The 22,836-nt window shown below is 72.1% G+C and carries 22 protein-coding genes; 13 read left to right on the top strand and 9 right to left on the bottom strand.

Translation table 11 applies throughout. The annotated features are described in order from the left end of the window. Nucleotides 1–104: 104 nt before the first annotated feature. Both ACSMTC_RS01770 and ACSMTC_RS01765 read right to left on the bottom strand, forming a co-directional pair. The gene (locus tag ACSMTC_RS01770; RefSeq protein WP_436557832.1) at nt 105–632 is read right to left on the bottom strand and encodes a MarR family winged helix-turn-helix transcriptional regulator; all 528 of its coding nucleotides are present in this window, start codon (nt 630–632) and stop codon (nt 105–107) included. Further along, nucleotides 629–2,506, bottom strand: coding sequence for an MFS transporter (locus ACSMTC_RS01765; RefSeq protein WP_436557831.1), 1,878 nt, complete (start codon nt 2,504–2,506; stop codon nt 629–631). Before ACSMTC_RS01765 ends, ACSMTC_RS01770 begins: the two co-directional genes overlap by 4 nt. Before the next feature lie 349 nt (nt 2,507–2,855). On the opposite strand from ACSMTC_RS01765, the gene ACSMTC_RS01760 reads away from it, so the two are divergent. Beyond that, the gene (locus tag ACSMTC_RS01760) at nt 2,856–3,689 is read left to right on the top strand and encodes an MBL fold metallo-hydrolase (RefSeq protein ID WP_436557830.1); all 834 of its coding nucleotides are present in this window, start codon (nt 2,856–2,858) and stop codon (nt 3,687–3,689) included. 247 nt (nt 3,690–3,936) lie between these two features. Here ACSMTC_RS01760 and ACSMTC_RS01755 read toward each other — a convergent pair whose 3' ends face one another. The 3 genes from ACSMTC_RS01755 to ACSMTC_RS01745 form a co-directional block, all read right to left on the bottom strand. Next, nucleotides 3,937–4,587, bottom strand: a complete 651-nt coding sequence (locus tag ACSMTC_RS01755; RefSeq protein WP_436564568.1) for an NAD(P)-dependent oxidoreductase — start codon at nt 4,585–4,587, stop codon at nt 3,937–3,939. Between the two features lie 663 nt (nt 4,588–5,250). Further along, nucleotides 5,251–6,537, bottom strand: a complete 1,287-nt coding sequence (locus tag ACSMTC_RS01750; protein WP_436557829.1) for a cytochrome P450 — start codon at nt 6,535–6,537, stop codon at nt 5,251–5,253. Between the two features lie 32 nt (nt 6,538–6,569). After that, nucleotides 6,570–7,925, bottom strand: coding sequence for a glutamine synthetase family protein (locus ACSMTC_RS01745; RefSeq protein WP_436557828.1), 1,356 nt, complete (start codon nt 7,923–7,925; stop codon nt 6,570–6,572). 278 nt (nt 7,926–8,203) lie between these two features. On the opposite strand from ACSMTC_RS01745, the gene ACSMTC_RS01740 reads away from it, so the two are divergent. The 9 genes from ACSMTC_RS01740 to ACSMTC_RS01700 all read left to right on the top strand — a co-directional run bounded on the left by ACSMTC_RS01740 (nt 8,204) and on the right by ACSMTC_RS01700 (nt 16,683). Continuing rightward, entirely contained in the window at nt 8,204–8,392 is a 189-nt protein-coding gene (locus ACSMTC_RS01740; protein ID WP_436557827.1) for a ferredoxin, read from the top strand. A gap of 32 nt (nt 8,393–8,424) precedes the next feature. Next, nucleotides 8,425–9,627, top strand: coding sequence for an NAD(P)/FAD-dependent oxidoreductase (locus ACSMTC_RS01735; RefSeq protein ID WP_436564567.1), 1,203 nt, complete (start codon nt 8,425–8,427; stop codon nt 9,625–9,627). Nucleotides 9,628–9,700: 73 nt separating this feature from the next. Further along, nucleotides 9,701–10,507, top strand: a complete 807-nt coding sequence (locus ACSMTC_RS01730; protein ID WP_436557826.1) for an acetoacetate decarboxylase family protein — start codon at nt 9,701–9,703, stop codon at nt 10,505–10,507. 52 nt (nt 10,508–10,559) lie between these two features. Further along, on the top strand, nt 10,560–12,050 hold the full coding sequence (locus ACSMTC_RS01725) for an aldehyde dehydrogenase (RefSeq protein WP_436557825.1): 1,491 nt from the start codon (nt 10,560–10,562) through the stop codon (nt 12,048–12,050). Continuing rightward, nucleotides 12,043–12,975, top strand: a complete 933-nt coding sequence (locus ACSMTC_RS01720; protein ID WP_436557824.1) for a 3,4-dihydroxyphenylacetate 2,3-dioxygenase — start codon at nt 12,043–12,045, stop codon at nt 12,973–12,975. Before ACSMTC_RS01725 ends, ACSMTC_RS01720 begins: the two co-directional genes overlap by 8 nt. Next, nucleotides 12,968–13,816 (top strand): fumarylacetoacetate hydrolase family protein, encoded by an 849-nt coding sequence (locus ACSMTC_RS01715; protein WP_436557823.1) that lies wholly within the window; start codon nt 12,968–12,970, stop codon nt 13,814–13,816. Before ACSMTC_RS01720 ends, ACSMTC_RS01715 begins: the two co-directional genes overlap by 8 nt. Before the next feature lie 89 nt (nt 13,817–13,905). Then, entirely contained in the window at nt 13,906–14,277 is a 372-nt protein-coding gene (locus ACSMTC_RS01710) for a TetR family transcriptional regulator (RefSeq protein WP_436557822.1), read from the top strand. Nucleotides 14,278–14,514: 237 nt separating this feature from the next. Next, nucleotides 14,515–15,981: an APC family permease gene (locus ACSMTC_RS01705; protein WP_436557821.1), complete on the top strand. Its 1,467-nt coding sequence runs from the start codon at nt 14,515–14,517 to the stop codon at nt 15,979–15,981. A 129-nt stretch (nt 15,982–16,110) separates the two neighbouring features. Then, entirely contained in the window at nt 16,111–16,683 is a 573-nt protein-coding gene (locus tag ACSMTC_RS01700) for a MarR family winged helix-turn-helix transcriptional regulator (RefSeq protein ID WP_436557820.1), read from the top strand. Nucleotides 16,684–16,765: 82 nt separating this feature from the next. Here ACSMTC_RS01700 and ACSMTC_RS01695 read toward each other — a convergent pair whose 3' ends face one another. Both ACSMTC_RS01695 and ACSMTC_RS01690 read right to left on the bottom strand, forming a co-directional pair. Further along, nucleotides 16,766–17,491, bottom strand: a complete 726-nt coding sequence (locus ACSMTC_RS01695) for a gamma-glutamyl-gamma-aminobutyrate hydrolase family protein (RefSeq protein WP_436557819.1) — start codon at nt 17,489–17,491, stop codon at nt 16,766–16,768. Beyond that, a complete protein-coding gene (locus tag ACSMTC_RS01690; RefSeq protein WP_436557818.1) occupies nt 17,488–18,981 on the bottom strand; it encodes an aldehyde dehydrogenase in 1,494 nt (497 codons plus the stop codon). The genes ACSMTC_RS01695 and ACSMTC_RS01690 overlap by 4 nt, the downstream gene beginning before the upstream one ends. A 315-nt stretch (nt 18,982–19,296) precedes the next feature. Between ACSMTC_RS01690 and ACSMTC_RS01685 the strand changes: the two genes are divergently transcribed. Continuing rightward, nucleotides 19,297–19,998, top strand: coding sequence for a type 1 glutamine amidotransferase (locus tag ACSMTC_RS01685; protein ID WP_436557817.1), 702 nt, complete (start codon nt 19,297–19,299; stop codon nt 19,996–19,998). Nucleotides 19,999–20,075: 77 nt separating this feature from the next. On the opposite strand, the gene ACSMTC_RS01680 is transcribed toward ACSMTC_RS01685, so the two are convergent. Then, nucleotides 20,076–20,585, bottom strand: a complete 510-nt coding sequence (locus tag ACSMTC_RS01680; RefSeq protein ID WP_436557816.1) for a DinB family protein — start codon at nt 20,583–20,585, stop codon at nt 20,076–20,078. Nucleotides 20,586–20,718: 133 nt separating this feature from the next. Then, nucleotides 20,719–21,288, bottom strand: a complete 570-nt coding sequence (locus ACSMTC_RS01675; protein ID WP_436557815.1) for a TetR/AcrR family transcriptional regulator — start codon at nt 21,286–21,288, stop codon at nt 20,719–20,721. Nucleotides 21,289–21,469: 181 nt separating this feature from the next. Between ACSMTC_RS01675 and ACSMTC_RS01670 the strand changes: the two genes are divergently transcribed. Further along, the gene (locus ACSMTC_RS01670; protein WP_436557814.1) at nt 21,470–22,171 is read left to right on the top strand and encodes an SDR family oxidoreductase; all 702 of its coding nucleotides are present in this window, start codon (nt 21,470–21,472) and stop codon (nt 22,169–22,171) included. A gap of 64 nt (nt 22,172–22,235) precedes the next feature. Continuing rightward, nucleotides 22,236–22,658, top strand: coding sequence for a tautomerase family protein (locus tag ACSMTC_RS01665; protein ID WP_436557813.1), 423 nt, complete (start codon nt 22,236–22,238; stop codon nt 22,656–22,658). Nucleotides 22,659–22,836: the final 178 nt, after the last annotated feature.

Genomic DNA, 22,836 nt, shown 5'->3' with positions numbered 1-22,836 from the left:
TTGCCTCCTTTGCCGCCCTGCTGGTCCCTGTGCCGAACCGCCGGCCACCGCTGAGCCGGCCAGGTGATGCGGCGTCAGGCGCGTCGGCCCATCCGGAGCGGGCGTCAGCGGTCCTCGGCGGACTGGGCCGGCTGGATCGGTTGGGCCGGTCGAGTCGGCTGGGCCGGTTCGGGCTCGTCGAGGAGGAGTTCGAGCACGGGGACGGCCGCCTCCAGGTCCCGGCACTGCTGCGGGGTGAGCCGTCCGCTGCCGTGGGCCAGCAGCTCGGACCGTTCCTGGCGGATCCGGGTGATGGCGGCCAGACCAGCCGGGGTGAGCTCCAGGAGCTGGCACCGGCCGTCGTGCGGGTCCGGGGTCTTGGCGACCAGGCCGTCGGCCGTCAGCGGGCCGATCGTCCGGATCAGGGACGGGACCGCGACCCGTTCCCGGGCGGCGAGTTCGTTCAGCCGCAGCGGCCCGTACTGCTCGATCCGCGCGAGCGCGGAGAGCTGGGCGAAGGTCAGGTCCTTGGCGCTGGAGGCCTGTGCCATCTGGCGGTTGAGCCGGGCTATGACCAGGCGCAGGCGGGCGATCGTGCCGGGGGAGAGCGTGTCACGGCCGGTCTCGGGCGGTATTCGGGGAGTGCTGGTCATCGTCCCTCGGGCTCCCTGGGGTCCGGTTGCCCGGGCTGTACCGTGTGCTTCCCGGCGGCGAGCCCGGTCGGTGTGTCCATGGTGATCCGTTCCACCGGCGCGGTCCCCTCGGGGAGTCCGGCCGGCGCGGCGGGCCGCGCGGCGCGGTCGCGGCCCTGGACCAGCGAGGCGGCCGCGGCGACCAGGGACATCGCGATGGCCAGCCAGAACACCACGACCAGGCCGTGGTGGAAAGGCCCGGAGATCAGCTGCGGGAAGTACTCGCGGCCGGTCAGGGTCTGCGCACTGGCCGGGGGGAGCTGTCCGAGCACCCGCGGGCCGAGCAGCTGCTGGATCGGGTTGTAGCCGAGGAACGCGGCGAACAGGGTGCCCACCGGTGGCAGCGCGGCGATGGCACGGGCGTCCGCGGCGGGCACGCCCTGCGCGGTCAGTCCGGCGCTGAGCGTGTGCGGCAGCGACCCGGCCAGCCCGGCGATCATCAGTGAGAAGAAGACGCCGATCGAGAGGACCATGCCCGCGTTCTGGAAGGTGGCGCGCATACCGGAGGCGGCGCCCCGGACGTGCGCCGGAACGCTGGACATGATCAGTGCGGTGTTGGGCGCCGCGAACAGGCCGCCGCCGAGGCCGTTGAGGAACACCAGGAGGGCGAAGGCGGGGTAGCCGAAGTCGGTCGGCAGCAACAGCAGTCCGGCGAAGGAGAGGGCCATCACCACCAGCCCGCCGGAGGCGAACAGGCGGGCCCCGGCCCGGTCCGAGAGATAGCCGGCGACCGGCCCGGCGGCCAGGAAGCCGAGGGTCAGCGGCACCAGGTAGATGCCGGCCCAGAGCGGGGTGTCGGCGTAGTCGTAGCCGTGCAGTGGCAGCCAGATGCCCTGCAGCCAGATGATCAGCATGAACTGGAGGCCGCCGCGGGCGATCGAGCCCAGCAGGGTGGCCGCGTTGCCGCCGGCGAAGACCGGATCACGGAACAGCGCCAGCGGGAACATCGGCTCGGCGACCCGGGACTCGACCAGGCAGAACACCGCCAGCAGCACCACGCCGCCGATCAGCCCGGCCAGCACCCACGGGTCGGTCCAGCCCATGGTGTGGCCGCCGTAGGGCTGGATCCCGTAGGTGATCGCGGCCAGCAGGGCGGTCAGGCCGAACGCGAAGGTGACGTTGCCCCACCAGTCGATCCGGGCCGGCCGCCGCACCCCGGTGTCGCGCAGCGAGCGGTACGCCCAGACGGTGCCGACGAGGCCGATCGGCACGTTGACCCAGAAGATCGTCCGCCAGTCCCACTCGGCCAGCAGCCCGCCCAGCACCAGTCCGACGAACGAACCGGCGATCCCGGCAACGATGTTCACCCCGAGCGCCATGCCGCGCCGGTCGGCCGGGAAGGCGTCGGTGATGATCGCCGCCGAGTTCGCCATCAGCATCGAGCCGCCGACCGCCTGGAGCACCCGCCAGCCGATCAGCCAGAGTGCTCCGGCCCCGCCGTGCAGGGGGTCGAGCGAGAGGGCGACCGAGGTGACGGTGAAGACCAGGAACCCGGCGTTGTAGATCCGCACCCTTCCGTGGATGTCGCCGAGCCGCCCGAGGGTGACCACCAGCACGGCGCTGACCAGCAGGTAACCCATCAGCATCCACAGCAGGTAGCCGACGTTGCCCGGCTGCAGCGGATCCAGGCCGATGCCGTTGAAGATGGCGGGGAGCGAGATCAGGACGATCGAGGCGTTGATGGTGGCGATCAGGGTGCCGAGCGTGGTGTTGGAGAGTACGACCCACCTGTAACGCGGGTGCTCGGGGACCGCGGCCCACCGGGAGCTCCCGCCGCCTCCGCTGCTTCTCCCAGTACTTCCGGTTCTTCCCCTGGGCGTGTCGTCGACCGTCACCGCCGCCTCCTGCTGTGGCCGGCGGTCATCCGCCTGCCCTGGTCCGGAGAATTCGGATAGCTCTCGTCAGCTAACGATAATCCGCTCATCCGATGAGCGGCAGGTGCTCTGGGATTGCGGGCGGCGCGCGGAGGTGGACGGGGCGCGGGAGCAGACGGGCGGGCGCCCCGCGCGCTCACCCGGTGGCATTGCGCGGGGGTGCGGTGGTTCTCCGCCGGACCGTCGGCGGCCGGGGAACGAACGTTCTCCGCCCGGCCGCCGTTTAATGCTCTGGACGGCCGAGACCCTCTCCCGTCACTGTGGCCGGTGCCGCCGATGGCCGGTGGCACGAACATCCGCTGGAGGTCGTATGACCGTTCATCACCTGGACTGCGGCAGCATGTGCCCGGTCGGAGGCCGGTTACTGATGGGGTCCGGCGGCCCGCTGACCGCGCGGATGGTGACCCACTGCCTGCTCGTGGAGGGCGCCGACGGACTGGTCCTGGTCGACACCGGTTTCGGTACCGAGGACGTGGCGGACCCGGCGCGGCTGGGGCGGAGGTTCCACGCGGTGAGCCGGCCACGGCTGACGCCCGCCCGTACGGCCCTGCACCAGATCCGCGCGCTCGGCTACCGCCCGGAGGACGTCCGCCACATCGTACTCACCCATCTGGACCTCGACCACGCGGGTGGTCTTTCCGACTTCCCGCACGCCGAGGTGCACGTCCTCGCCGACGAGCTGCGGGCCGCCCGAGCCCTCGCCACCCGGGGCGAACGCGACCGCTACCGCCCGGCGCAGTGGGCGCACGGCCCGAAGTGGGTCGAGCACGAGGCCGCCGGCGAGTCCTGGTTCGGCTTCGAGGCGGTCGGGCCGCTGACCGACTCGGAGCCCGAGATCCTGCTGGTACCTCTGCTGGGGCACACCCGGGGCCACTGCGGCGTCGCCGTCAGGCAGGGCGGCGGCTGGCTGCTGGACTGCGGCGACGCCTACTTCTCGCACACCGAGATCGATCCGGCAGGCCTGCGCTGCCCGCCGGGACTGGCCGCCTTCCAGCGCCAGATCTCCGTCGACGACCAGGCCCGCCGGAACAACCAGGAGCGTCTGCGCGAACTGCGGCGCACCCACGACGGTGAGATCGAGCTGTTCTGCTCCCACGACGCGGTGGAGTTCGTCCGCGCCCGCGGCACCCGGCCGGTCCGCTAGGCGGGAACAGCCCGGAACCGGGCAGGGCCGGGCCGATGTCGCTGCCGGCCCGGCCCTGGCCAGGACGCCGGGACCGTCCCCGCAGACGCGGGGCCGACCGACCTCGGGTGTGTCCGTCCGGCCCGTACGCGCGCGGAGCGACCCAGCGGAGCCCGGGACCTTGGGCGGGGGTCCTGGGCCGAGCGGTGGTGTGTGGCTGAGCGATGGTGTGGTTGAGCGGTGGTGCGTGGCCGAGCGACAGGCCCGCTCAGTACCCCGCGGTGAAGCGCTCACCGATGTGCCGGGGCGTCTCGATCTCCTCGAGCAGGGCGACCGCGTAATCCTCTGCGGAGATATGGCTGTTGCCGTCGCTGTCGATGACCAGGTCGTCCAGAGCGGTGCGGTAGGCGCCCGTGCGCTCGCCCGGTTGGATCACGGCGGCGGGACTGAAATTGGTCCACCTCACGTCGGTGACGGTGCGGAAGAAGTCCAGGGCGTCACCGTGGGCGTGCATGATCTGCAGCACGAACACCGGCAGGCCCTCCGCGTCCCAGACCTGCGTACCGTCCGGCTTGCGCAGTGAGCCGGCTCCGCCGACCGCGATCAGGCGCGGAGCCCCGTCACCGAGCGTACGCAGTCCGGCGACCAGGGATTCGGCCGCGGGCCTGATGGTGGCGATGTGCCCCGGGCCGTCGCCACCGCCGACCGCGCTGACGACGACGTCGTGCCCCTTGGCCACGGCAGCGACGGACTCGGGGTCGAGAACGTCACCGGTGACAACGGTCAGGTTCGGGTCGGACCTGGTGAGCCTGGCAGGGTCACGCACGACTGCGGTGGCCTGGTGGCCGCGGCGAAGGGCCTCGTCCAGGATCCGGCTGCCGATGGTTCCGCTGGCTCCGAAGATCACGATCTTGGCCAAAGCGCTCTCCTCCTGCGGGTGATGGTGATCGGGCATCAGGAGAGTATCCGGACAGATCCGTTGCATCCCGCAGAAACAAGTCGAATTCCCTCACATCCGCCTGGGCGGCCCGGGGCGGTGCCGACCAGCCAGGGATCCCCTGGGCGTCGGCGAGCCCCCTTGCGGAAGGCGGCGGCCTTCTCGGCGGAGAGGCACCACCGAGAAGGCCGCCGCCTTCGACGGGAGGGCACTGCGGACGATCCGAGAACTAAGACCGACCGGCAATAGGGCCCGCGGCGTCGCGTGCCGATAGCTCTCGCCTGGACGCACATCCCTCGTCGCGCGCAGCGCCGCTGCGCTCTCCTCACGATGCACGCCCAGACTCGGCTCTCGCCCCGCTCCTTGATCCACGCTCCCTACCGCCGGTCGGTCTAAGCCTCGGGCCTTTCCGGGTCACCCGGCTCATCCAGTGACTCGGTGCGCTCACGGAGTCGACGCCGACCCCGCTCTCATCGACCGGCGCGATGTAGCCGAAGCCGACGCGTCACGATGTCGGTCATCCGTCCCTCCCATCGCTTGTCGGTTCTCGATACCGGATCTGCGGCCTGGCACATACAGCCCATGGCGCTGCCGCCGCAGCTCTCGGGGCTCACCGGGCTCGCGGCTTCCACCGCGGCGTGCGGGTCAGACCAGGGTGACTTCCACGGGGAGCTTCTTGATGCCGTTGACGAAGTTGGAGCGGACCCGGGGGACGTCGCCGGTGAGGCGGATGTCGGCGATGCGGGGGATGAGCTCCTCGAACATGATCCGCATCTCGGTGCGGGCGAGCAGATTGCCCAGGCACAGGTGCGGGCTGCCCTTGCCGAACGTGACGTGGTCGTTGTTCCGACGGGTCACGTCGAAGTCGTAGGGGTTCCCGAAGACCGCCTCGTCGCGGTTGCCGGAGGCGTACCACATGACGACCTTGTCGCCTTCCTTGATCTGCTTCCCGCCGAGCTCCACATCGCGGGTCGCGGTGCGGCGGAAGTGGTAGACCGGGGAGGCCCAGCGGAGGAACTCCTCGACCGCGTTGGGGATCAGCGACGGGTCCTGCCGCAGCCGGTCGAGCTGCTCGGGGTGCTGGATCAGCGCCAGCATGGAGTGCGAGATCGCGTGCCGGGTGGTCTCGTTGCCGGCGACGACGAGCAGCAGGAAGTAGTTGTCGAAGTCCCGGGCGGACAGCGGCACACCGTCCCTCGGGGTCTCGTTGACGAGCCTGGAGACCAGGTCGGCGCCGTCGCCGCCGCGCCGCTGCCGCGCCAGCTCCCGGCCGTACTCGAAGACCTCCAGCGCGGCGGGGGAGCGGAACGGCAGGTCGCGGTACTTCTCGCTCTCCTCGCTGTGCAGCAGGACATCGGCGTAGTCCGGGTCGGTGTTGCCGATGATGCGGTTGCCCCAGTCGATGAGCTGCTGGGTGTCCTCCTCGGGAACGTCCAGCAGCCGGGCCAGGACGTTGATCGGGAAGTCGGCCGAGACGTCGGCGACGAAGTCGAAGCCGCCCTTGGCGAAAGCCGCGTCGAGCGTCCTGGCGGTCAGGCCGCGCAGGAAGTCCGCGTACTGGTTGATGACCCCGGCGCCGAACTGGCGCTGCAGCAGGCTGCGCATCGCACGGTGGCGGACGCCGTCCAGTTCCAGGATGGAGGCGCGCTTCTTGATCTGGTCGTCGTCGACCTCCTCCAGGTTGACGAACCGGGTGGAGGTGAAGGTCTCCGAGTCGCGGTCGACGCGGGCGATGTCGGCATGGCGGGTGACGGCCCAGAAACCGGAGTTGGGCTCGGGCTCCGGCTGCCAGTGCACCGGGTCCTCGTGGCGCAGGGTGTGGAACATCCGCCAGGGCGTGACGCCGTCGAGGAACTTGTCGTGGTCGGCCAGGTCCACCTCGTCCAGGGGGAGGGGCTCGCGCACGTCGGCGGTCTGGGCGGGGGTCGTCATGGTGCAGCTCCGTGGGATGGTCGTGCGGTGGGTCACAGGTGGTAGGAGTACTCGGTGAACTCCCAGTCGGTGACGTGCCGTTGGAAGCGCTGGAGTTCATCGCGCTTGTAGCAGAGGAAGGATGAGGTGAAGTCCGCGCCCAGCAGCTCGGTGAGGTCGCCGTCGGCGTCCAGGGCGTCGAGCGAGGCGTCGAGGCTCATCGGCAGGACGGGGGACTTCGCGGTGTCGTAGCCGTAGCCCTCCAGGGGCGCGGGGGGTTCCTCGGCGGCCTGGATGCCGAGCAGGGCCGCCGCGAGGGTGGCCGCGATCGCCAGGTAGGGGTTGGCGCTGGCGTCTCCGAGGCGCACTTCCAGGCGGGAGCCCGAGCCGCGCTCCGGCGGTATCCGCACCATCGCGCTGCGGTTGTCCAGGCCCCAGTCGATGAGCCAGGGGGCGAGGGTGTCCGGGCCGAAGCGCTTGTAGGAGTTGATGGTCGGGTTGAGAAGCGCGGCGAGGGCCGGGGCGTGCGCGAGGATGCCCGCGATGGCCCACCGGGCGGTGTCGGACAGCCCGTAGCGGTCCGAGGGGTCGTCGAAGGCGTTGCGTCCCAAGGCGTTCAGGCCCGAGAAGTGGAGGTGGAAGCCGGAGCCGCCCTCGTCGTTGAAGGGCTTGGCCATGAAGGTGGCGAGCCGCCCCTCGGCGCGGGCCAGCTCCTTGACGGCGGCCTTGAAACGGAAGGCGCGGTCGGCGGCGTCCAGCGCTTCGGAGTGGTTGAGGTTGATCTCGAACTGGCCGCTGCTGAACTCGTGGTTGCCCGCGGTGACGCCGAGGCCGAGGTCGCGCAGGTGGCGCAGGGTCCGCAGCAGGTGGCGGTCCGGGTCGCCGCGCAGGCCGGCGCTGTAGACGTTGCCGGACGCGTCGGCGTAGCGCCGCCAGCCGGCCGGCGTCTGGGGGGCCGCGTCGCACAGGTAGTACTCCAGCTCCGGTCCGACCACCGGGCGCAGTCCCAGCGCCGACCAGCGGTCCAGCACGGAGCGCAGCAGGTCGCGCGGTGACTCGGGACAGGGGAGGCCGGTGACCGGGTCGGTGGTGTCGCCCAGGCACCACGCCACGCCCGGCTCCCAGGGAAGCGGGAGGAGGGTGGACAGGTCGGGGCGGACGCACACGTCGGGCAGTCCCGCGTCCAGACCGCCGGCGACGTCGACCACGTCGCCCTGGGGGCTGGTGTGGTAGACGGCGCGGCAGAAGGCGAGACCGTGGTCGCAGGCGGACGGCAGGTGCTCCAGCAGGACGTCACGGGCCCGGTCGACGCCGATGAGGTCCGGGTAGATCACGCGGACCACGTCGACGCCCTGGGCGGTGAGCCGGTCCATGTGGTTCCGGATCTGGGGGGTCTCTTGAGCGCTCACCGACTGGCTCCTCATACGGGCGGGTCCCCGGACTCCGGGGCCCGGGGGAGGGGTGGGGGAGGGGGTGGCAACGAGGTCCGGTGCGGGATCGCGGCTCAGCCGTGGGCGGCGGGCCAGAGCTTCTCGTTTGGCTCCAAACAGTAGGGATCGGCCCACCGCCTGACAAGAGGGCCGTCCAGGATTTCTATCCGCCTGGATGACTATTGACCGGAGGTGGTCCGCTCCCTATGTTGTTTGGAACCAAACGACACCCCCATGTGACCCCAGGAGGACCGGCCATGAAGGTCGTCGTCGACATGAACAAGTGCCAGGACCACGGCCAGTGCGTCTTCGCCGCACCCGACGTCTTCCGGATGAACGAGAACGGGCACCTGGTGTTCGTCAGTGAGCCGGACGAGGCGCTCCGTGCGGACGTCGAGGACGCCGCCGACGTGTGTCCGCTGCAGGCCATCTCGGTCGAGGACTGACCGCCGTGGCCGCGAGCACCGGCACCGGCCGGATCGTGGTCGCCGGCGCCTCGCTCGGCGGCCTGCGCGCCGCCGAGCAACTGCGCAGCGCCGGCTGGACCGAGGAGATCGTCGTCGTCGGCGACGAGCTCCACATGCCCTACAACCGCCCCCCGCTCTCCAAGGAGGTGCTGGCGGGCAAGGCGCCCTTCGAGTCGCTGGCGTTCCGCCCGCGCGCCTGCGCCGCCGACGTGGTCTGGCGGCTCGGTACCGCCGTCGTCTCCGCCGACCTCGGCGCCCGCGTGGTCACCCTCGACGACGGTGGGCAACTGGCCTTCGACGGACTGGTGGTGGCCACCGGCATGCGCCCCCGGCGGCTGCGCTGCCCCGGCCCCGAAGGTCCGGGCAGCGGCCGCTGCACCGTACGCACCCTGGCCGACGCCGAGGGCCTGCGCGCCGAGCTGACCCGGCCCGGAGCGCGGGTGGTCGTGGTCGGCGCCGGCTTCATCGGCTGTGAGGTCGCCGCCACCGCCCGCGGGCTCGGTGTCGCCGAGGTGACCGTGGTCGACCCCGAGCCGCTGCCGATGCTGCGGCCGCTGGGCGAGCTGCTGGCATCCGCGCTGCTGGAGCGCCACCGGGCGCGGGGCGTCCGCTTCGCCCTCGGGCAGAGCGTCGCCGGCTTCGAGGGGGAGGACCGGGTCAGTGGCGTGGTCCTCTCCGACGGCACCGTGCTGCCCGCCGACGTGGTGGTGGAGGCGGTCGGCTCGATCGCCAACACCGAGTGGCTGGACGGCAACGGCCTGGACCTCTCCGACGGCGTGCTCTGCGACGAGCAGCTGCGCGCCGAGGGCCTGCCGCACGTGGTGGCGGTCGGCGACGTGGCGCGGTTCCCCAACGCCCGCTACGACGGCGTTCCCCGCCGCGTCGAGCACTGGTCCATCCCCGGCGACACCGCCAAGCACGCCGCCAGGACCCTGGTGGCCGGGCTCCTGGGGACACCTGTCGAGACGCCGCCGTTCGCCCCGCTGCCGTCCTTCTGGAGCGACCAGTACGAGTACCGGCTGCAGTCCTTCGGCGCGCCCGCGCTCGGTACCGCGGACGCCCGGGTGCTCGACGGCGACCCGGCCGGCGACCTGCTGGTCGGCTACCACGTGCAGGACCGCCTGGTCGGCGTCGTGGCGCTCGGTGGACCGGCCGCCGCCGGCGCCGCCCGCTACCGCGCCCGGCTGATGGCATCGCCGGCCGGCGCGGCCTGAACGCCGAGCCTCCCCAGCGACTCCGCGCCCCCAGCAGCGACTTCACGACCCCTGAGAACCGAGGAGAGCAACCATGGCCGGCGTCCGCGGCTACTTCCACCCCAAGACCGCCACCGGCGGGTCCTCCCTGATCCCCTCGCCGCCGTGGCACTACTCGGGGGACCTGATCACCATCGAGTACCGCACCGACCCCGCCAAGGTCCGCGAGCTGCTCCCCGCACCGCTGGAGCTCGCCGAGGAGGACCCCGGTGCGGTCGCGCTGATCTGGGCCGACTGGCAGTCGTGCTCCGCCTCCCGGCAGGAGCTGCTGGACCCGGTGCGCTCCCAGTACAAGGAGGCGTTCGTGGTCGTGCGCTGCTCCTACCGGGGACGCACCTACTCGCGCTGCGTCTACATCTGGGTGGACAAGGACTTCGCCATCGCCCGCGGCCTGCACCAGGGCTACCCCAAGAAGCTGGGTTCGATCCACATGACCCGGCCGCACCCGTACGGCCCGGCGCCCCGGATCGAGGCCGGCGCCCGGTTCGGCGCCACCCTCGCCGCGGCCGACCGGCGCCTCGCCCAGGCCGTGGTGACGCTGCGTGAGCCGTCCGGGACCAACGGCTTCGTCAACGGCCACCCGATGGCCCACCACCGCTGGCTGCCCTCGATCGAGAAGGGCAAGGGCCTGGCCCTGGACGAGCTGATCGAGAGCGGCGCCGCGTCCTTCGAAGCCGGGCAGCCGTGGGCGGCCGACGCCGAGCTGGAGCTCTTCGAGGCCCCCACCGAGGAGCTGGCCCGGCTGGAGATCCGCGAGCCGATCGGCGCCTACTACCGCCAGGTCGGTGTGGTGTGGGACGGCGGCACCCTGCTGGAGTCCGGCACCTCCGGCGCCGAGTAGCCCCCGCCCACAGCGCCCCGCCACCGAACAACCGTCACCTGGAGCACAGGACATGTCCGAACAGCCCCGCACCGCAGCGGTGACCGCCACCGTCGCCGGCGTCCCCGTGGACACCCGGCACTGGATCGGGGGCCGCCGAGTGGCCTCCGCCGAGACCTTCACCGACCGCTCGCCGATCGACGGCAGCACCCTCGCCGAGGTGGCGCGCGGCGGCGCCGCCGAGGCCGAGGCCGCCGTGGCCGCCGCCAAGGCCGCCTTCCCCGGGTGGGCCGCCACACCGCGCGCCGAGCGCGCCCGGCTGCTGCACGCCATCGCCGACGGTGTGGAGAAGCGCATCGGGGAACTCGCGCAGGTGGAGACCGCCGACAACGGCGCCCTGCTGCGCTCGCACCGCCGCGGGGTCATGCCGCGCGTCGCGCACAACTTCCGCTTCTTCGCCGACTGGCTGCTGACGCTCGGTCACGAGGACTTCGAGACACGAGGCCACACCAACCACGTCACCTGGGACCCGGCCGGCCCCTGTGCGCTGATCACCCCGTGGAACGCGCCGCTGATGCTGGCCACCTGGAAGGTCGCCCCGGCACTGGCAGCCGGCGACACGGTGGTCCTCAAACCGGCCGAGTGGTCTCCGCTGACCGCCTCCCTGCTGGCGGACATCGCCGCCGAGGCGGGCCTGCCGGACGGCGTCCTCAACGTGGTTCAGGGCTACGGAGCCGAAGCCGGCGCCGCCCTGGTCTCCCACCCGGACGTCAGCCGGATCAGCTTCACCGGCTCGGTTCCCACCGCCCGGCGCATCGCCCAGGCCGCCGCCGCCAACCTCACCCCGGTCAGCCTGGAACTGGGCGGCAAATCCCCGTTGCTGGTCTTCGCCGACGCCGACCTCGACCTGGCCGTCGACCTGGCCGTCGAGCAGTACGACAACGCCGGGCAGGTCTGCCTGGCCGGAACCCGGCTGCTGGTGGAGGACTCGATCGCCGAGGAGTTCACCCGCCGGTTCGTCGCCAAGGCCGCCGGCCTCACCCAGGGCGACCCGCGCGAGGAGGCCACCGACCTCGGCCCCAACATCCACCAGCGCCAGCTCGACAAGATCGACGGCTTTGTCCGCCGCGCCCTCGACGCCGGCGCCCGGGCCGTGCTCGGCGGCGGTCCCAACTCCGGTCTGGGAGGCCTCTACTACCGCCCGACCCTGCTGACCGGCGTGGCGCAGGACAGCGAGATCGTCCAGGAGGAGGTGTTCGGACCGGTCCTCACCCTGCAGACCTTCGACACCGAGGACGAGGCGGTGGAGCTGGCCAACGGCACCCGCTTCGGCCTCGCCGCCGTCCTGGCCACCGGGGACCGGGAACGCGCCGACCGTGTGACCGCCCGACTGGTGGCCGGCACGGTCTGGGTGAACTGCTTCTTCGTCCGCGACCTGCAGGCGCCGTTCGGCGGCTCGCGCCACTCCGGCATCGGCCGTGAGGGCGGCACCTGGAGCTTCGACTTCTACTGCGACGTCAAGAACACCGTCGCCGCTCCGAAGGGATGGCGGGACCATGGGTGAGATCGTCGGTGCGGGACTGCTGGCGCACGTCCCCACCATCATGCTGCCGGAGGAGACCCGCAAGGAGCTCAACGAGGGCAAGGAGCTCACCCTCGTCACCGGCCTTCGGGAGCTCCGCAAGGACGTCTTCGAGACCCTCGACTACGACACCGTCGTGGTCCTGGACTCGCACTGGGCCACCACGGTGGAGTTCGTGGTCACCGCGCAGGACCGAAGGGCCGGGCTGTTCACCTCCGAGGAGCTGCCGCGGGGGATGTGCCGGCTGCCCTTCGACTACCCCGGCGATCCCGAACTGGCCCGGAACATCGCGTCGTTCGCCGAGAAGCACGGCACCTGGATCACCGCGATCGACGACGCCTACCTGCCGGTCTACTACGCCACCATCAACCTGTGGAAGTACCTCGGCGAGGGACTGCCCGACAAGCGCTGGGTCACCATCGGGGTCTGCCAGACCGGCGACATGGAGGACCACCTGCGCCTGGGCCGGGCGCTGGCCGAGGGCATCGCCGCCACCGACCGCAAGGTGCTGCTGGTCGCCTCCGGCGCCCTCTCGCACACCTTCTGGCCGCTGCGGGAGCTGCGCGACCACGAGGCCAGCGACCCCACGCACATCTTCACCCCGCAGGCCCGCGAGGCCGACCTGGAGCGGATCGACTGGTTCAAGCAGGGCCGCCACGGCCGGGTGCTGGAGACCATGCCGGAGTTCTGGCGGTACAGGCCCGAGGCCCGGTTCTTCCACTACCTGATGATGGTCGGGGCGCTGGGTGGGGAGAGCTGCACCGCACCCGCCCGCCAGTACGGAGAGTACGAGAACTCCATCGGCACCGGCCAGGCCCTGCTCTGGTTCGACCGTCCCGAGGCCGGCTGGACCGGCGCCGACCACTCCCGCACCGCCCCCACCGAGACGGAGTCCGCAGATGCCTGAGTACCGCCGCATCCTCCTGGACGGCGCCGCCGTCCTGGTCGTCCGCGAGGACGACGACCTGGTCGCCGGCGACGGCCGCCGGGTCAAGGCCGAGGAGGCCCACCACCTGCCTCCGGTCGTCCCCAGCAAGGTGGTCGCGGTCCACCTCAACCACCGCAGCCGGGTCGAGGAGTTCCAGATCAGGCTGACTCCCACCCCCACCTACTTCCACAAGCCGACCTCGGCGCTCAACTCGCACCGCGGCGCGATCGTCCGCCCCGAGGGCTGCAAGTACCTCAACTACGAGGGCGAGGTGGCCATCGTCATCGGAAGGACCTGCCGCAACATCTCCCCGGCCCAGGCGGGCGACTACATCGGCGGCTACACCGTGGCCAACGACTACGGCCTGCACGACTTCCGCGACACCGACGCCGGTTCCATGCTGCGGGTCAAGGGCTCCGACACGCTCTGCCCGCTCGGCCCCGGCCTGGTCACCGACTGGGACTTCCACGGCAAGTACCTGCGCACCTACGTGAACGGCGAGATCGTGCAGAACGGCTCCACCGACGAGATGGAGTGGGACATGCACTACCTCGTCGCCGACATCGCGCGCACCATCACGCTCCACCCCGGCGACGTGCTGCTGTCCGGCACCCCCGCCAACTCCCGGCCGGTGCAGCCCGGTGACGTGGTCGAGGTGGAGGTCGAGGGGCTGGGGCGGCTCACCAACCACATCGTCACCGGCCCGATCCCGGTCCGCGACGACTGCGGTGCGCAGCCCACCGAGTCCGAGGAGGTCCTGTCCACCGCGCTCGGCGGGGACTGGGAGTTCCGCGGTATCCGGGCGCCCAAGCGCCCCTGAGCGGTGCGGCGGGACAGCGCCGCGCCGGGCCCGCGCACAGCGGCCCGGGGCGGCGCAGCCGCCGTGACACCGCCCGTCAGGATCCCGCTGTGACCAGACCAGGCGAGGTGGTCACGCAGCGGCGGCTGAACTACGGGGAGGGGCGCGAGGCGCTGCTCGCCGCCGCCGTGCGGGTGGTCGCCCGGGGCGGCCTGCGCAATCTGACGTACCGCGCCGCGGCCAAGGAGGCCGGGGTCACCCATGGACTGGTCGTCCACCACTTCGGCGCTGCCGAACGGGAGTGGGCCCGGATGCTGCCGCGCGGCGGCCGACCGCTGGCACGGCTGGTCTTCGCCGCCCTGGACGGACTGGTGCTGCATCAGCTGACGTTCGGTGAGCAGGACGTCACCGATGCCGCGCTGGGCGAACTGCGGTCGCTGCTGCGACTGCTCGGGGTCGCCGCTCCGGCCGACGAATCCTGACGGAGCGGGTCTCTCCTTCCCTCTGCCTCCGTGCCCGCCATCAGGCCTTGGGGATGGGCGTTCCGGCTTTCACGGTGACGCCGGGCGGCTCCATGGCGGGGGCGTGCCCTTGGTCCGTTCAGGCGCGGAAAGTTGCCACCGCAACCCCCTTGTCAGGCCGCTGTCGCGGATCCACGATGGGGAAACTCGTTTGACTCAAAACGATCCTCCTTCCCCCGCGAACGACAGGTGAACGGCGTGGACACGCAAACGATCGGCCCCAAGGGGGCCACGGACGAAGCCCGCAGACCGAGCAGATCCCTCAAGCCCGACGCACTCGGAGTCCTGGGCATCGTCTTCTTCGTCCTCTCGGCGCAGGCGCCGCTCACCGGCATCGCCGGGGCCGCTCCCATCGCGATCGCACTGGGCAGCGGCCCCGGCACCCCGGCCGCCTATCTGGCGGCCGGAGCGCTCGTCCTGCTGTTCTCCGTCGGTTACGTCGCCATGAGCCGCCACGTGGTGGACGCCGGAGCCTTCGCCGGCTACATAGGCAGGGGCCTGGGAGACGTGGCCGGGACGGGCAGCGCGGGCGTCGCGCTCTTCGCCTACAACGCCGTGCAGGCCGCCATGTACGGGCTCTACGGGTCCCTCGTGAGCGGCCTGTTCTCCCACTACCTGGGATGGAACGTGCCCTGGTGGGCCTGCGTCCTGGTCACCATGGCCGTCGTCCAACTGCTCGGCGCGGCGGGCATCGAGATGGGCGCCAAGGTGCTCGCGGTGTTCGTCCTCGCCGAGGTGAGCATCCTGCTCGCGTTCGCCGTCGTGGTCCTGGTGCGGGGCGGCGGACCCGAGGGGCTCGCCCCGGCGCACACCTTCTCGCCGTCCGCAGCCCTCAGCGGCGCCCCGGGCGTGGCCCTGATGTTCGCCCTGGCGTCGATGCTCGGGTTCGAGGCCACGGCCATCTACGGGGAGGAGGCGCGCGAGCCCCGCAAGACCATCCCGCGCGCCACCTACCTGGCCGTCAGCGTCATCACGCTGTTCTTCGCCCTCACCACCTGGACGCTGGTCTCCGCGTACGGTCCGTCGAAGGCAGCCGCGGCCGCGGACGCCGCGCTGAAGAGCGGGGACGCCTCCGTCTTCGTCTTCGCCCCGATCGCCGACCGGCTCGGCGGCTGGACCGGCGACGTGCTCCCCTTCCTGCTCGCCACCTCGCTCTTCGCGGGCATCCTGGCCTTCCACAACTCGGCCAACCGCTACCTCTTCTCGCTCGGCCGGCGGCGGCTGCTGCCCGGCAGCCTCAGCAGTCTGAACCGGCGGCAGTCCCCGGGGGTCGCCGGAGCCGTCCAGACGGCCATCGCCCTGGTGCTCGTGATGCCCTTCGCGCTGACGGGCAGGGACCCCGTGATGACGCTCTTCTCCTGGGGCAGCGGCGTCGCGGTGCTGGCGATCATGCTGATGTACTTCCTCACCTCCGTCTCGGTGATCGTGTTCTTCCGCCGGGAGCGGCTGGACGACCGGGTCTGGAACACCGTGATCGCCCCCTCCCTCGGAGTCCTCGGCATCGCGGCGGCCATCTGGCTCATCGTGGCGAACTTCACCACGCTGATCGGCGGTGACGCGGTCACCGCGGCGGTGCTCGCCGCCGCGGTCCCACTGGTGTTCCTGGTGTGCGCCGGGCTCTCCCGGCTGCCCCGGGTCAGAGCGGCCGTCGGCGCCGACGGCTGACGGGGCCGTCCGACCCCGGGGTCGAGCCTCCGAACAGGGGCTCGACCCCTTACAATTTGACCCCGAATGATCGATTCGCCGCAGCCGCAGCCGACGGCGATCCGTTGCGCTGCGAAAGGAGGGGGACCTTTGCCGGGCCAGCGTTCCATCACGGAGGCCGAGAAACTCGTCCAGGCCAAACTCGGCGGCATCCCCATCCAGCACGACCAGATGGCGGTGGTCGCCAACATCCACCGTGCGGCGTCGGCCGTGCGGCAGCACTTCGAGAACTCGGTGCTGCGCGGCTCCGACCTCACCTGGACGGCGTTCGTGGTGCTCTGGGTGATCTGGATCTGGGGGGAGTCGGAGACCCGCCACGTCGCGGAGGAGGCCGGGATCTCCAAGGGCACCCTGACCGGTGTCTCCCGCACCCTCCAGTCGCGCGGTCTGGTCAGGCGCGCCGACCATCCCTTCGACGGCAGGCTGGTGCTGCTGAGCCTCACGGAGGAGGGCGAGTCCCTGATGCAGCGCCTCTTCCCGGAGTTCAACGCGGAGGAGGCGTTCGTGGCCGCTCCGCTCAGCACCGAGGAGTGCCGGAGCACGGCCGATGCCCTGCGCCGGATCGTGGTGCAGGTGGAGACGAACGGCGAGGAGCGCCGGCTGAGTCTGCTGGCCGGGGCCGAGCCGGCGCCGCGGCGCAGTGGCCGGCGGCCCAAGGCCTGAGCGGACAGCACCGAACCGGCGACCGCCGGGCCGTGGAGGGTCGGCCCGGCGGTCGCCGGCGTTTCTTCTCCGGGGAGTGAACTCAGCCGTGCCGGGCGGCGCGGACGAGCGCGTCGAAGAGGCCCTGGTTGGCCGGGTCCCGATGGGCGGTGTCCTCCGGGTGCCACTGGACGGCGGCGAACCAGCCGGCCGCACCGGGTACTTCCAGCGTCTCCGGGGTGCCGTCGGCGGCCCGGGCGGTGACCTCGACTCCGGCCCCCAGCCGGTCGACCCGCTGGTGGTGGTAGCAGGACGCCTCGACCCGCTCCGCCCCCAGCGCCTCGGCCGCCGTGGAGCCCGGCCGCACGGAGACGGGGTGCACGAGGTGTCGGTGCTCCCGGTCGGGGCCGCCCATGTCCTGGTGCAGGGTTCCGCCCAGCGCCACGTTCACCACCTGCAGACCCCGGCAGATCGCCAGCAGCGGAAGTCCGGCGGCCAGCGCCCGGCGGGCCACCTCCAGGTCGAAGCCGTCCTGCTGGTCGTCGACGTCGTAGACACTCCGGTGGGCCTCGTCGTGCCCGTAGCGGTTCGGCGCCAGGTCGCCGCCGCCCGGGAGCAGCACCCCGTCGAACCGGTTCAGCCGGGCGGCGACCTCGGCCGGGTCGGCGGTGCCCGAGGGGGCGTACGGGTGGATGGTGGCGGGCTCGCCGCCCGCCCGCCAGACCGCCTCGATCAGAGCGCGGGCGTTGACCTCCGCCGCGTAGCGCAGCGCCGAGGCCGTGGCGGAGAACCGGGCGGGGATCGCGATCAGCGGCCGGTGCGCGGTCAAAGCTGGATCCAGGTGGTCTTGAGTTCGGTGTACTTCTCCAGCGCGTGGGCCGACTTGTCGCGGCCGTTGCCGGACTGCTTCATGCCGCCGAACGGCACCGTCAGGTCGCCCTCCTCGTAGCAGTTCACCCAGACCGTCCCGGCCCGCAGGGCGCGCGAGACGCGGTGCGCGGTCGTCAGGTCGGAGGTCCACAGCCCGGCGGCCAGGCCGTACTCGGTGTCGTTGGCGAGCGCCACGGCCTCGTCGAGGTCGTCGAAGGCGAGTACGGAGAGCACGGGGCCGAAGATCTCCTCGCGGGCGAGCCGGGAGTCCGGGGCGACCCGGTCGAAGACGGTCGGTTCGAGGAAGCTCCCGCCGCTCCCGGTGAGGGTGCGGGAGCCGCCGGTGCGCAGCCTGGCGCCATCGGCGCGGCCGGCGGCGATGTGCCCCAGCACCCGCTCCAGGTGGCTCTCGCCGACCAGCGCACCCATCTCGGTGGCGGGGTCGAGCGGGTCGCCGATCCGCAGGGCGCGGGCCCGGGCCGCCACGGCCTCGGTGACCCGCTCGGCGATCGAGGTGTGTACCAGCAGGCGGGAGGGGGCGGTGCACATCTCGCCCTGGTTGAAGAAGATGCCCCAGGCGGCGGTGGCCGCCGCGGCGTCCAGGTCGGGGGCGTCGGGGAGGATGATGTTCGGGGACTTGCCGCCGAGTTCCAGCCAGACCCGCTTCAGGTTGGAGTCGGCGGCGTAGCGCAGGAAGTGCCGTCCCACGGCGGTGGAACCGGTGAACGCCAGCACGTCCACGCCGGGGTGCAGTCCGAGGGCCCGGCCTGCGGTGGGACCGTCGCCGGAGACGACGTTGAGCGCTCCGGGCGGCAGCCCGGCCTCGGTGGCCAGCCGGCCCAGCATCAGTGCGGACAGCGGCGAGGACTCCGAGGGCTTCAGCACCACCGTGCAGCCGGCCGCGAGCGCCGGGGCGACCTTCCAGGAGCCCAGGGTGAGCGGGAAGTTCCACGGCACGACCGCGCCGACCACCCCGGCCGGCTCCCGGGTGATCAGGGCGAGCGCGTCGGGGGAGACGTGCGGCGACTCGTCGGTGAGTTTGTCGGCGAGCTGCCCGTACCACCGGAAGGTGGTGATCGCGGCGCGCAGCTCGATGCCGTACGCATCGCTGATCGGCTTGCCCATCTCCAGGCTCAGGGTGAGGGCCAGCTCGCTGCGGTGCTCCTCCAGGAGGTCGGCGAGGCGCAGCAGGACGCGCCCGCGCTCGGCCGGTGCGAGCCTCGGCCAGGGGCCGGAGTCGAAGGCCCGGCGGGCGGCGGCCACGGCGAGGTCGACCTCGGCGGGCGAGGCGTCGGCGACCCGGGTGAGTGTCTTCCCGTCGCGGGGCGAGACCACGGCGTAGTCGCCGCCGCTGCCCGGCTCGTCCGTGCCGTCGATGTGGTGTGCGGTGGGCGGACGTAGCTCGTCGGCGCGGCGCAGCCACTCCTCGTGGGTGACGACCTCCGGCATCGGGGGACCTCCGTGTCTGGCAGAGTCATTTGGCTCCAAACAATAGGTGCCCCATTCGGCCCTCACAAGGGGGATGTGCGCATGTTTCCCGCTCCGTGGTGGGCTCTTGTGGTGCCGGAAGTCCGCGTCGTACGCTTCCGCTGCCGCCTGTTCGTACGGCTCCAAACGACAACCTGCGGCGTCCGTGTACGGCCTGTGTCCGCCGCGGCGGGACCTCGACTCGCGGGCGCCGCTGAGCACGGCCCCTGAGCAGCCGAAACCATGGAACGCAGGGCCCGCCCCGCGGGCGGCCCCCGGAACCGGAGGACGTCTCGCGTGCGCGCGCTCATCATCCAACACGACCACATCTCGCTGCCCGGCCTGATCGGGGAGCGCCTCGCCCAGCGCGGCTACGAGCTGGAGGCCGTCACCATCGTCCCGGCCGGACGGCGCCATGCCCCGACGGTCGACTTCTCCTTCCCCGATCCCGGCGGTTACGACCTGATCGTCCCGCTCGGCGCCCCCTGGTCCGTCGACGACGAGGCGATCGGTGGCTGGGTCGGCGGCGAGCTGAAACTGCTGCGCGAGGCGCACGCGCTGGGAATCCCTGTGCTCGGTGTCTGCTTCGGGGCGCAGGCGCTCGCCACCGCGCTCGGCGGCTCGGTGGAGCGTGCCGCGCACGCCGAACTGGGCTGGCTGGGCATTGAGACCGACGTCCCGGAGCTGGTGCCGCCAGGCCCCTGGTTCCAGTCCCACTACGACCGGTTCACCCTGCCGCCCGGTGCGGTGGAACTGGCGCGGAGCACGGCCGGCCCCCAGGCGTACCGGATCGGCCGCTCCCTCGGCGTCCAGTTCCACCCCGAACTCACCGAGGAGATGCTGCGGATGTGGCTTGACCACGGCCTCGCGCAAGAGGCACGGGATCAGGGCCTGGAGCCGCAGGACCTGCTGACCCGCACCCGTGAGCTGGGCCGGGGGGCCCGGAGGCGGACGTTCGACCTGGTGGACGCTTTCCTCGACCGGGTGGCGCGGCCGTGACCGGGCGCCGTTGCCATCGGCCGGAGGCGTGGGTCCGGCTCGGCTCCGTCGGGGGGCGGGGGCGCAGGCTGACGGCGCTACCGGTCCTTTCGGTGTTCGGTGTTTCCGTCGGTGTGCTCGCGCAGGAGATCGGCGTGGCCGTTGTGCCGCGCGTACTCCTCGATCATGTGGGTGAGGACGTAGCGCAGCGAGAAGACGTCGTCCCGGTACCGCCCGGTGACGTCGAGGGACTCGGCGGCGTCCACGATGGCGCGGGACCGGGCGCACTCCTCGTGCCAGATCTCGAACGCCTCGGCCGGGTCCGCGGTGTCGACGTCGAAGGCGCCGCCCTCGCTCCGGGGCCAGTGGGCGCTGCTGTTCTCGCCGTTCAGCACGTTCCGGAACCAGGTCCGCTCGACGTCGGCCATGTGCCGGACGAGACCGAGCAGGGAGAGGCCCGAGGGCCGCAGGGCCCTCTCCTTGAGCTGCTCGGCGGTGAGCCCCGTACACGCCATGGCCAGCGTGTCGCGCTGGCGCTGGAGGAAGCCGGTCAGCGTGGTGCGCTCATCGGCCACCCGCGGAGGTCCGAACCTCTTCTGGTCGCCCATCGGACCATCATGACAGCGATGGGCGTGCGGGCGAGAGCCGCGCATCCCGGGTCGGGGTGAGCCCGGACAGAACGGCGACCTTGGGCGCGTCGGCGTCGGAGGGCACGCCCCTGACCTGTGCGGATCTCCCCCTTTATGCGGACAGTCGGCGCAGGGCGGCGGCCAGCAGATCGGCGGACAGGTCCTCGTCCTGGCTCGCCCTGGCCAGCAGTAGGGCGCCGACCATCGTGGACAGGTCCGCGAGCGCGGCCTCCCGCTCGGCCGGCTCGGGCAGCCGGGCGTAGCCGTCGACCAGCTCGCGCAGCCCGTCGGTGAAGGCGGCGCGCAGTGGGGAGCCGGGCTCGGCGCGGGCGGCGTCGGCGGCCAGCGCGGCGGCGGCGCAGCCCTGGCCGGGGTGGTCGCGGTGGGGCGCGGACAGATAGCGGTCGAGGAACTCCTGGCGCGGCGAGCGCTCGCCGGAAGGCTGGTCGGCGAGCTGTTCCATCGCCTCGCGCCGTTCGGTGAAGGCGGCGGTGAGGGCCTGGGCGAGGAGGTCGTCCTTGGAGGCGAAGTGCCGGTAGAAGCCGCCGTGGGTGAGTCCGGCGGTGGCCATCGCCTCGGGGACGCTGACCTGGTCGGCGCCTTTCTCACGGATCAGCCGGGCGGTGTGGTCGATCACCTGGCGGCGGTTGCGTTCGGCTTCGGCGCGTGACACGCGGGGCATGGCGCGACTCCCTCTCTCTCGTACGGCCCGTGCCTGTCCCGCACGGCCTGTGTGCTCAACGGCGGCGCCCCTACTTTCCCATCCCATTTAGATGATGGTAATAATCTAAGCATGGAGGCGCGGCCCCGCCACACCCCAGCGGCGGGGCCGCCGTGCCTTGAGAGAGCGAGGAGACACACGCATGACCGTGATCGAAGGCTCCACCGCCCTGGTCACCGGAGGCCGCCGAGGCCTGGGCCGGGCGTTCGTCGAGGAACTGCTCGCCCGCGGCGCACGGAAGGTCTACGCCACCGCCCGCATCCCCGACACCAGCGAGGACCCGCGCATCGAGGTCCCCGCGCTCGACGTCACCGACGACGCCTCCGTGGCCGCCCTTGCGATGCGCGCCGTCGACGTCGACCTCGTCGTCAACAACGCCGGCGTGCTCCACCCGGAGCCACTGCTGAGCGCCGACCTCGCCCGTGTCCGGGACACCTTCGAGACCAACGTGATCGGCCCGCTGCGCATCGCCCAGGCCTTCGCCCCGGTGCTGGCCGCGCGCGGCGGAGGCGCGCTGGTCGACATCCACTCGGTGCTGTCCTGGGGCGCGGGGGCCGGGGCGTACGGCGCCTCCAAGGCCGCCCTGTGGTCGCTGACCAACTCGCTGCGCCTGGAACTGGCCGCGCAGCACACCCAGGTCGTCGGCGTGCACCTGGGCTTCGCGGACACCGAGATGGTCGCGGCCGTCGACGTGGACAAGCTCCCGCCCGCCGCGGTCGCCCGCGCCGTCCTGGATGGCGTGGAGCGCGGCGAGCACGAGGTGCTCGTCGACGACCTCGCCCGCTCCCTGAAGGCCGCCCTGTCGGGCCCCGTGGGGAACCTCACCCTGCCCTTCCGCCGCTGAGAACCCCACCACCGGGCACCCGTTGCCGGGAGCCCGCCCAGGACCACCGAGGAGAACAACCACCATGCCGCTGTGGCACGTCTACCACCCTCCCGGCGCCTACACCCCCGGGCAGAAGCAGCAACTCTCCACCGACATCACGCAGTTCTACACCAGCTTCGGGCTGCCGCCGTTCTATGTGATGGTCCTCTTCCACGGGGTCGCCGCCGACTCCTTCCACGTCGGCGGCGAGCCGAACGGCGCCGCCGTACGCATCGTGGTCGAGCACATCGCCCGCCACACCGAGGATCCCCGGCTGCGCAAGCGCACCCGCGAGGCACTCGCCACCCTCCTCGCGCCCCACACCGCCGAACGCGGCCTGTACTGCGAGTTCCACATCGACGAGACACCGCGGGACCTGTGGATGATCGACGGACTCACTCCTCCTCCGCCGGGCAGCGACGCCGAACAGCAGTGGGCCCGGGACAACCGCCCGACCCCCTACTGACCCGGCTGCCGTCCCCGCCCGCCCCACACCGACGTACCGCCCGGCCGGCTCCCGGCCGGGTGGTGCCGGTCGCGCGGGCAGGGGCCCGGCCCGGCAATCCCGCAGGACGCACCGTCAGAGGGGGAGCGATCGCACGATGGGCCTCGGCGCCCTGGTGGAGCGGCAGCGCGGACCGCGT

The sequence above is a fragment of the Kitasatospora sp. HPM-01-4 genome (genome assembly GCF_051374625.1).
Taxonomy (GTDB): domain Bacteria; phylum Actinomycetota; class Actinomycetes; order Streptomycetales; family Streptomycetaceae; genus Kitasatospora.
Note: the sequence above shows the minus strand (reverse complement) of the source record. Positions and strands in the feature narration are given on the sequence as shown.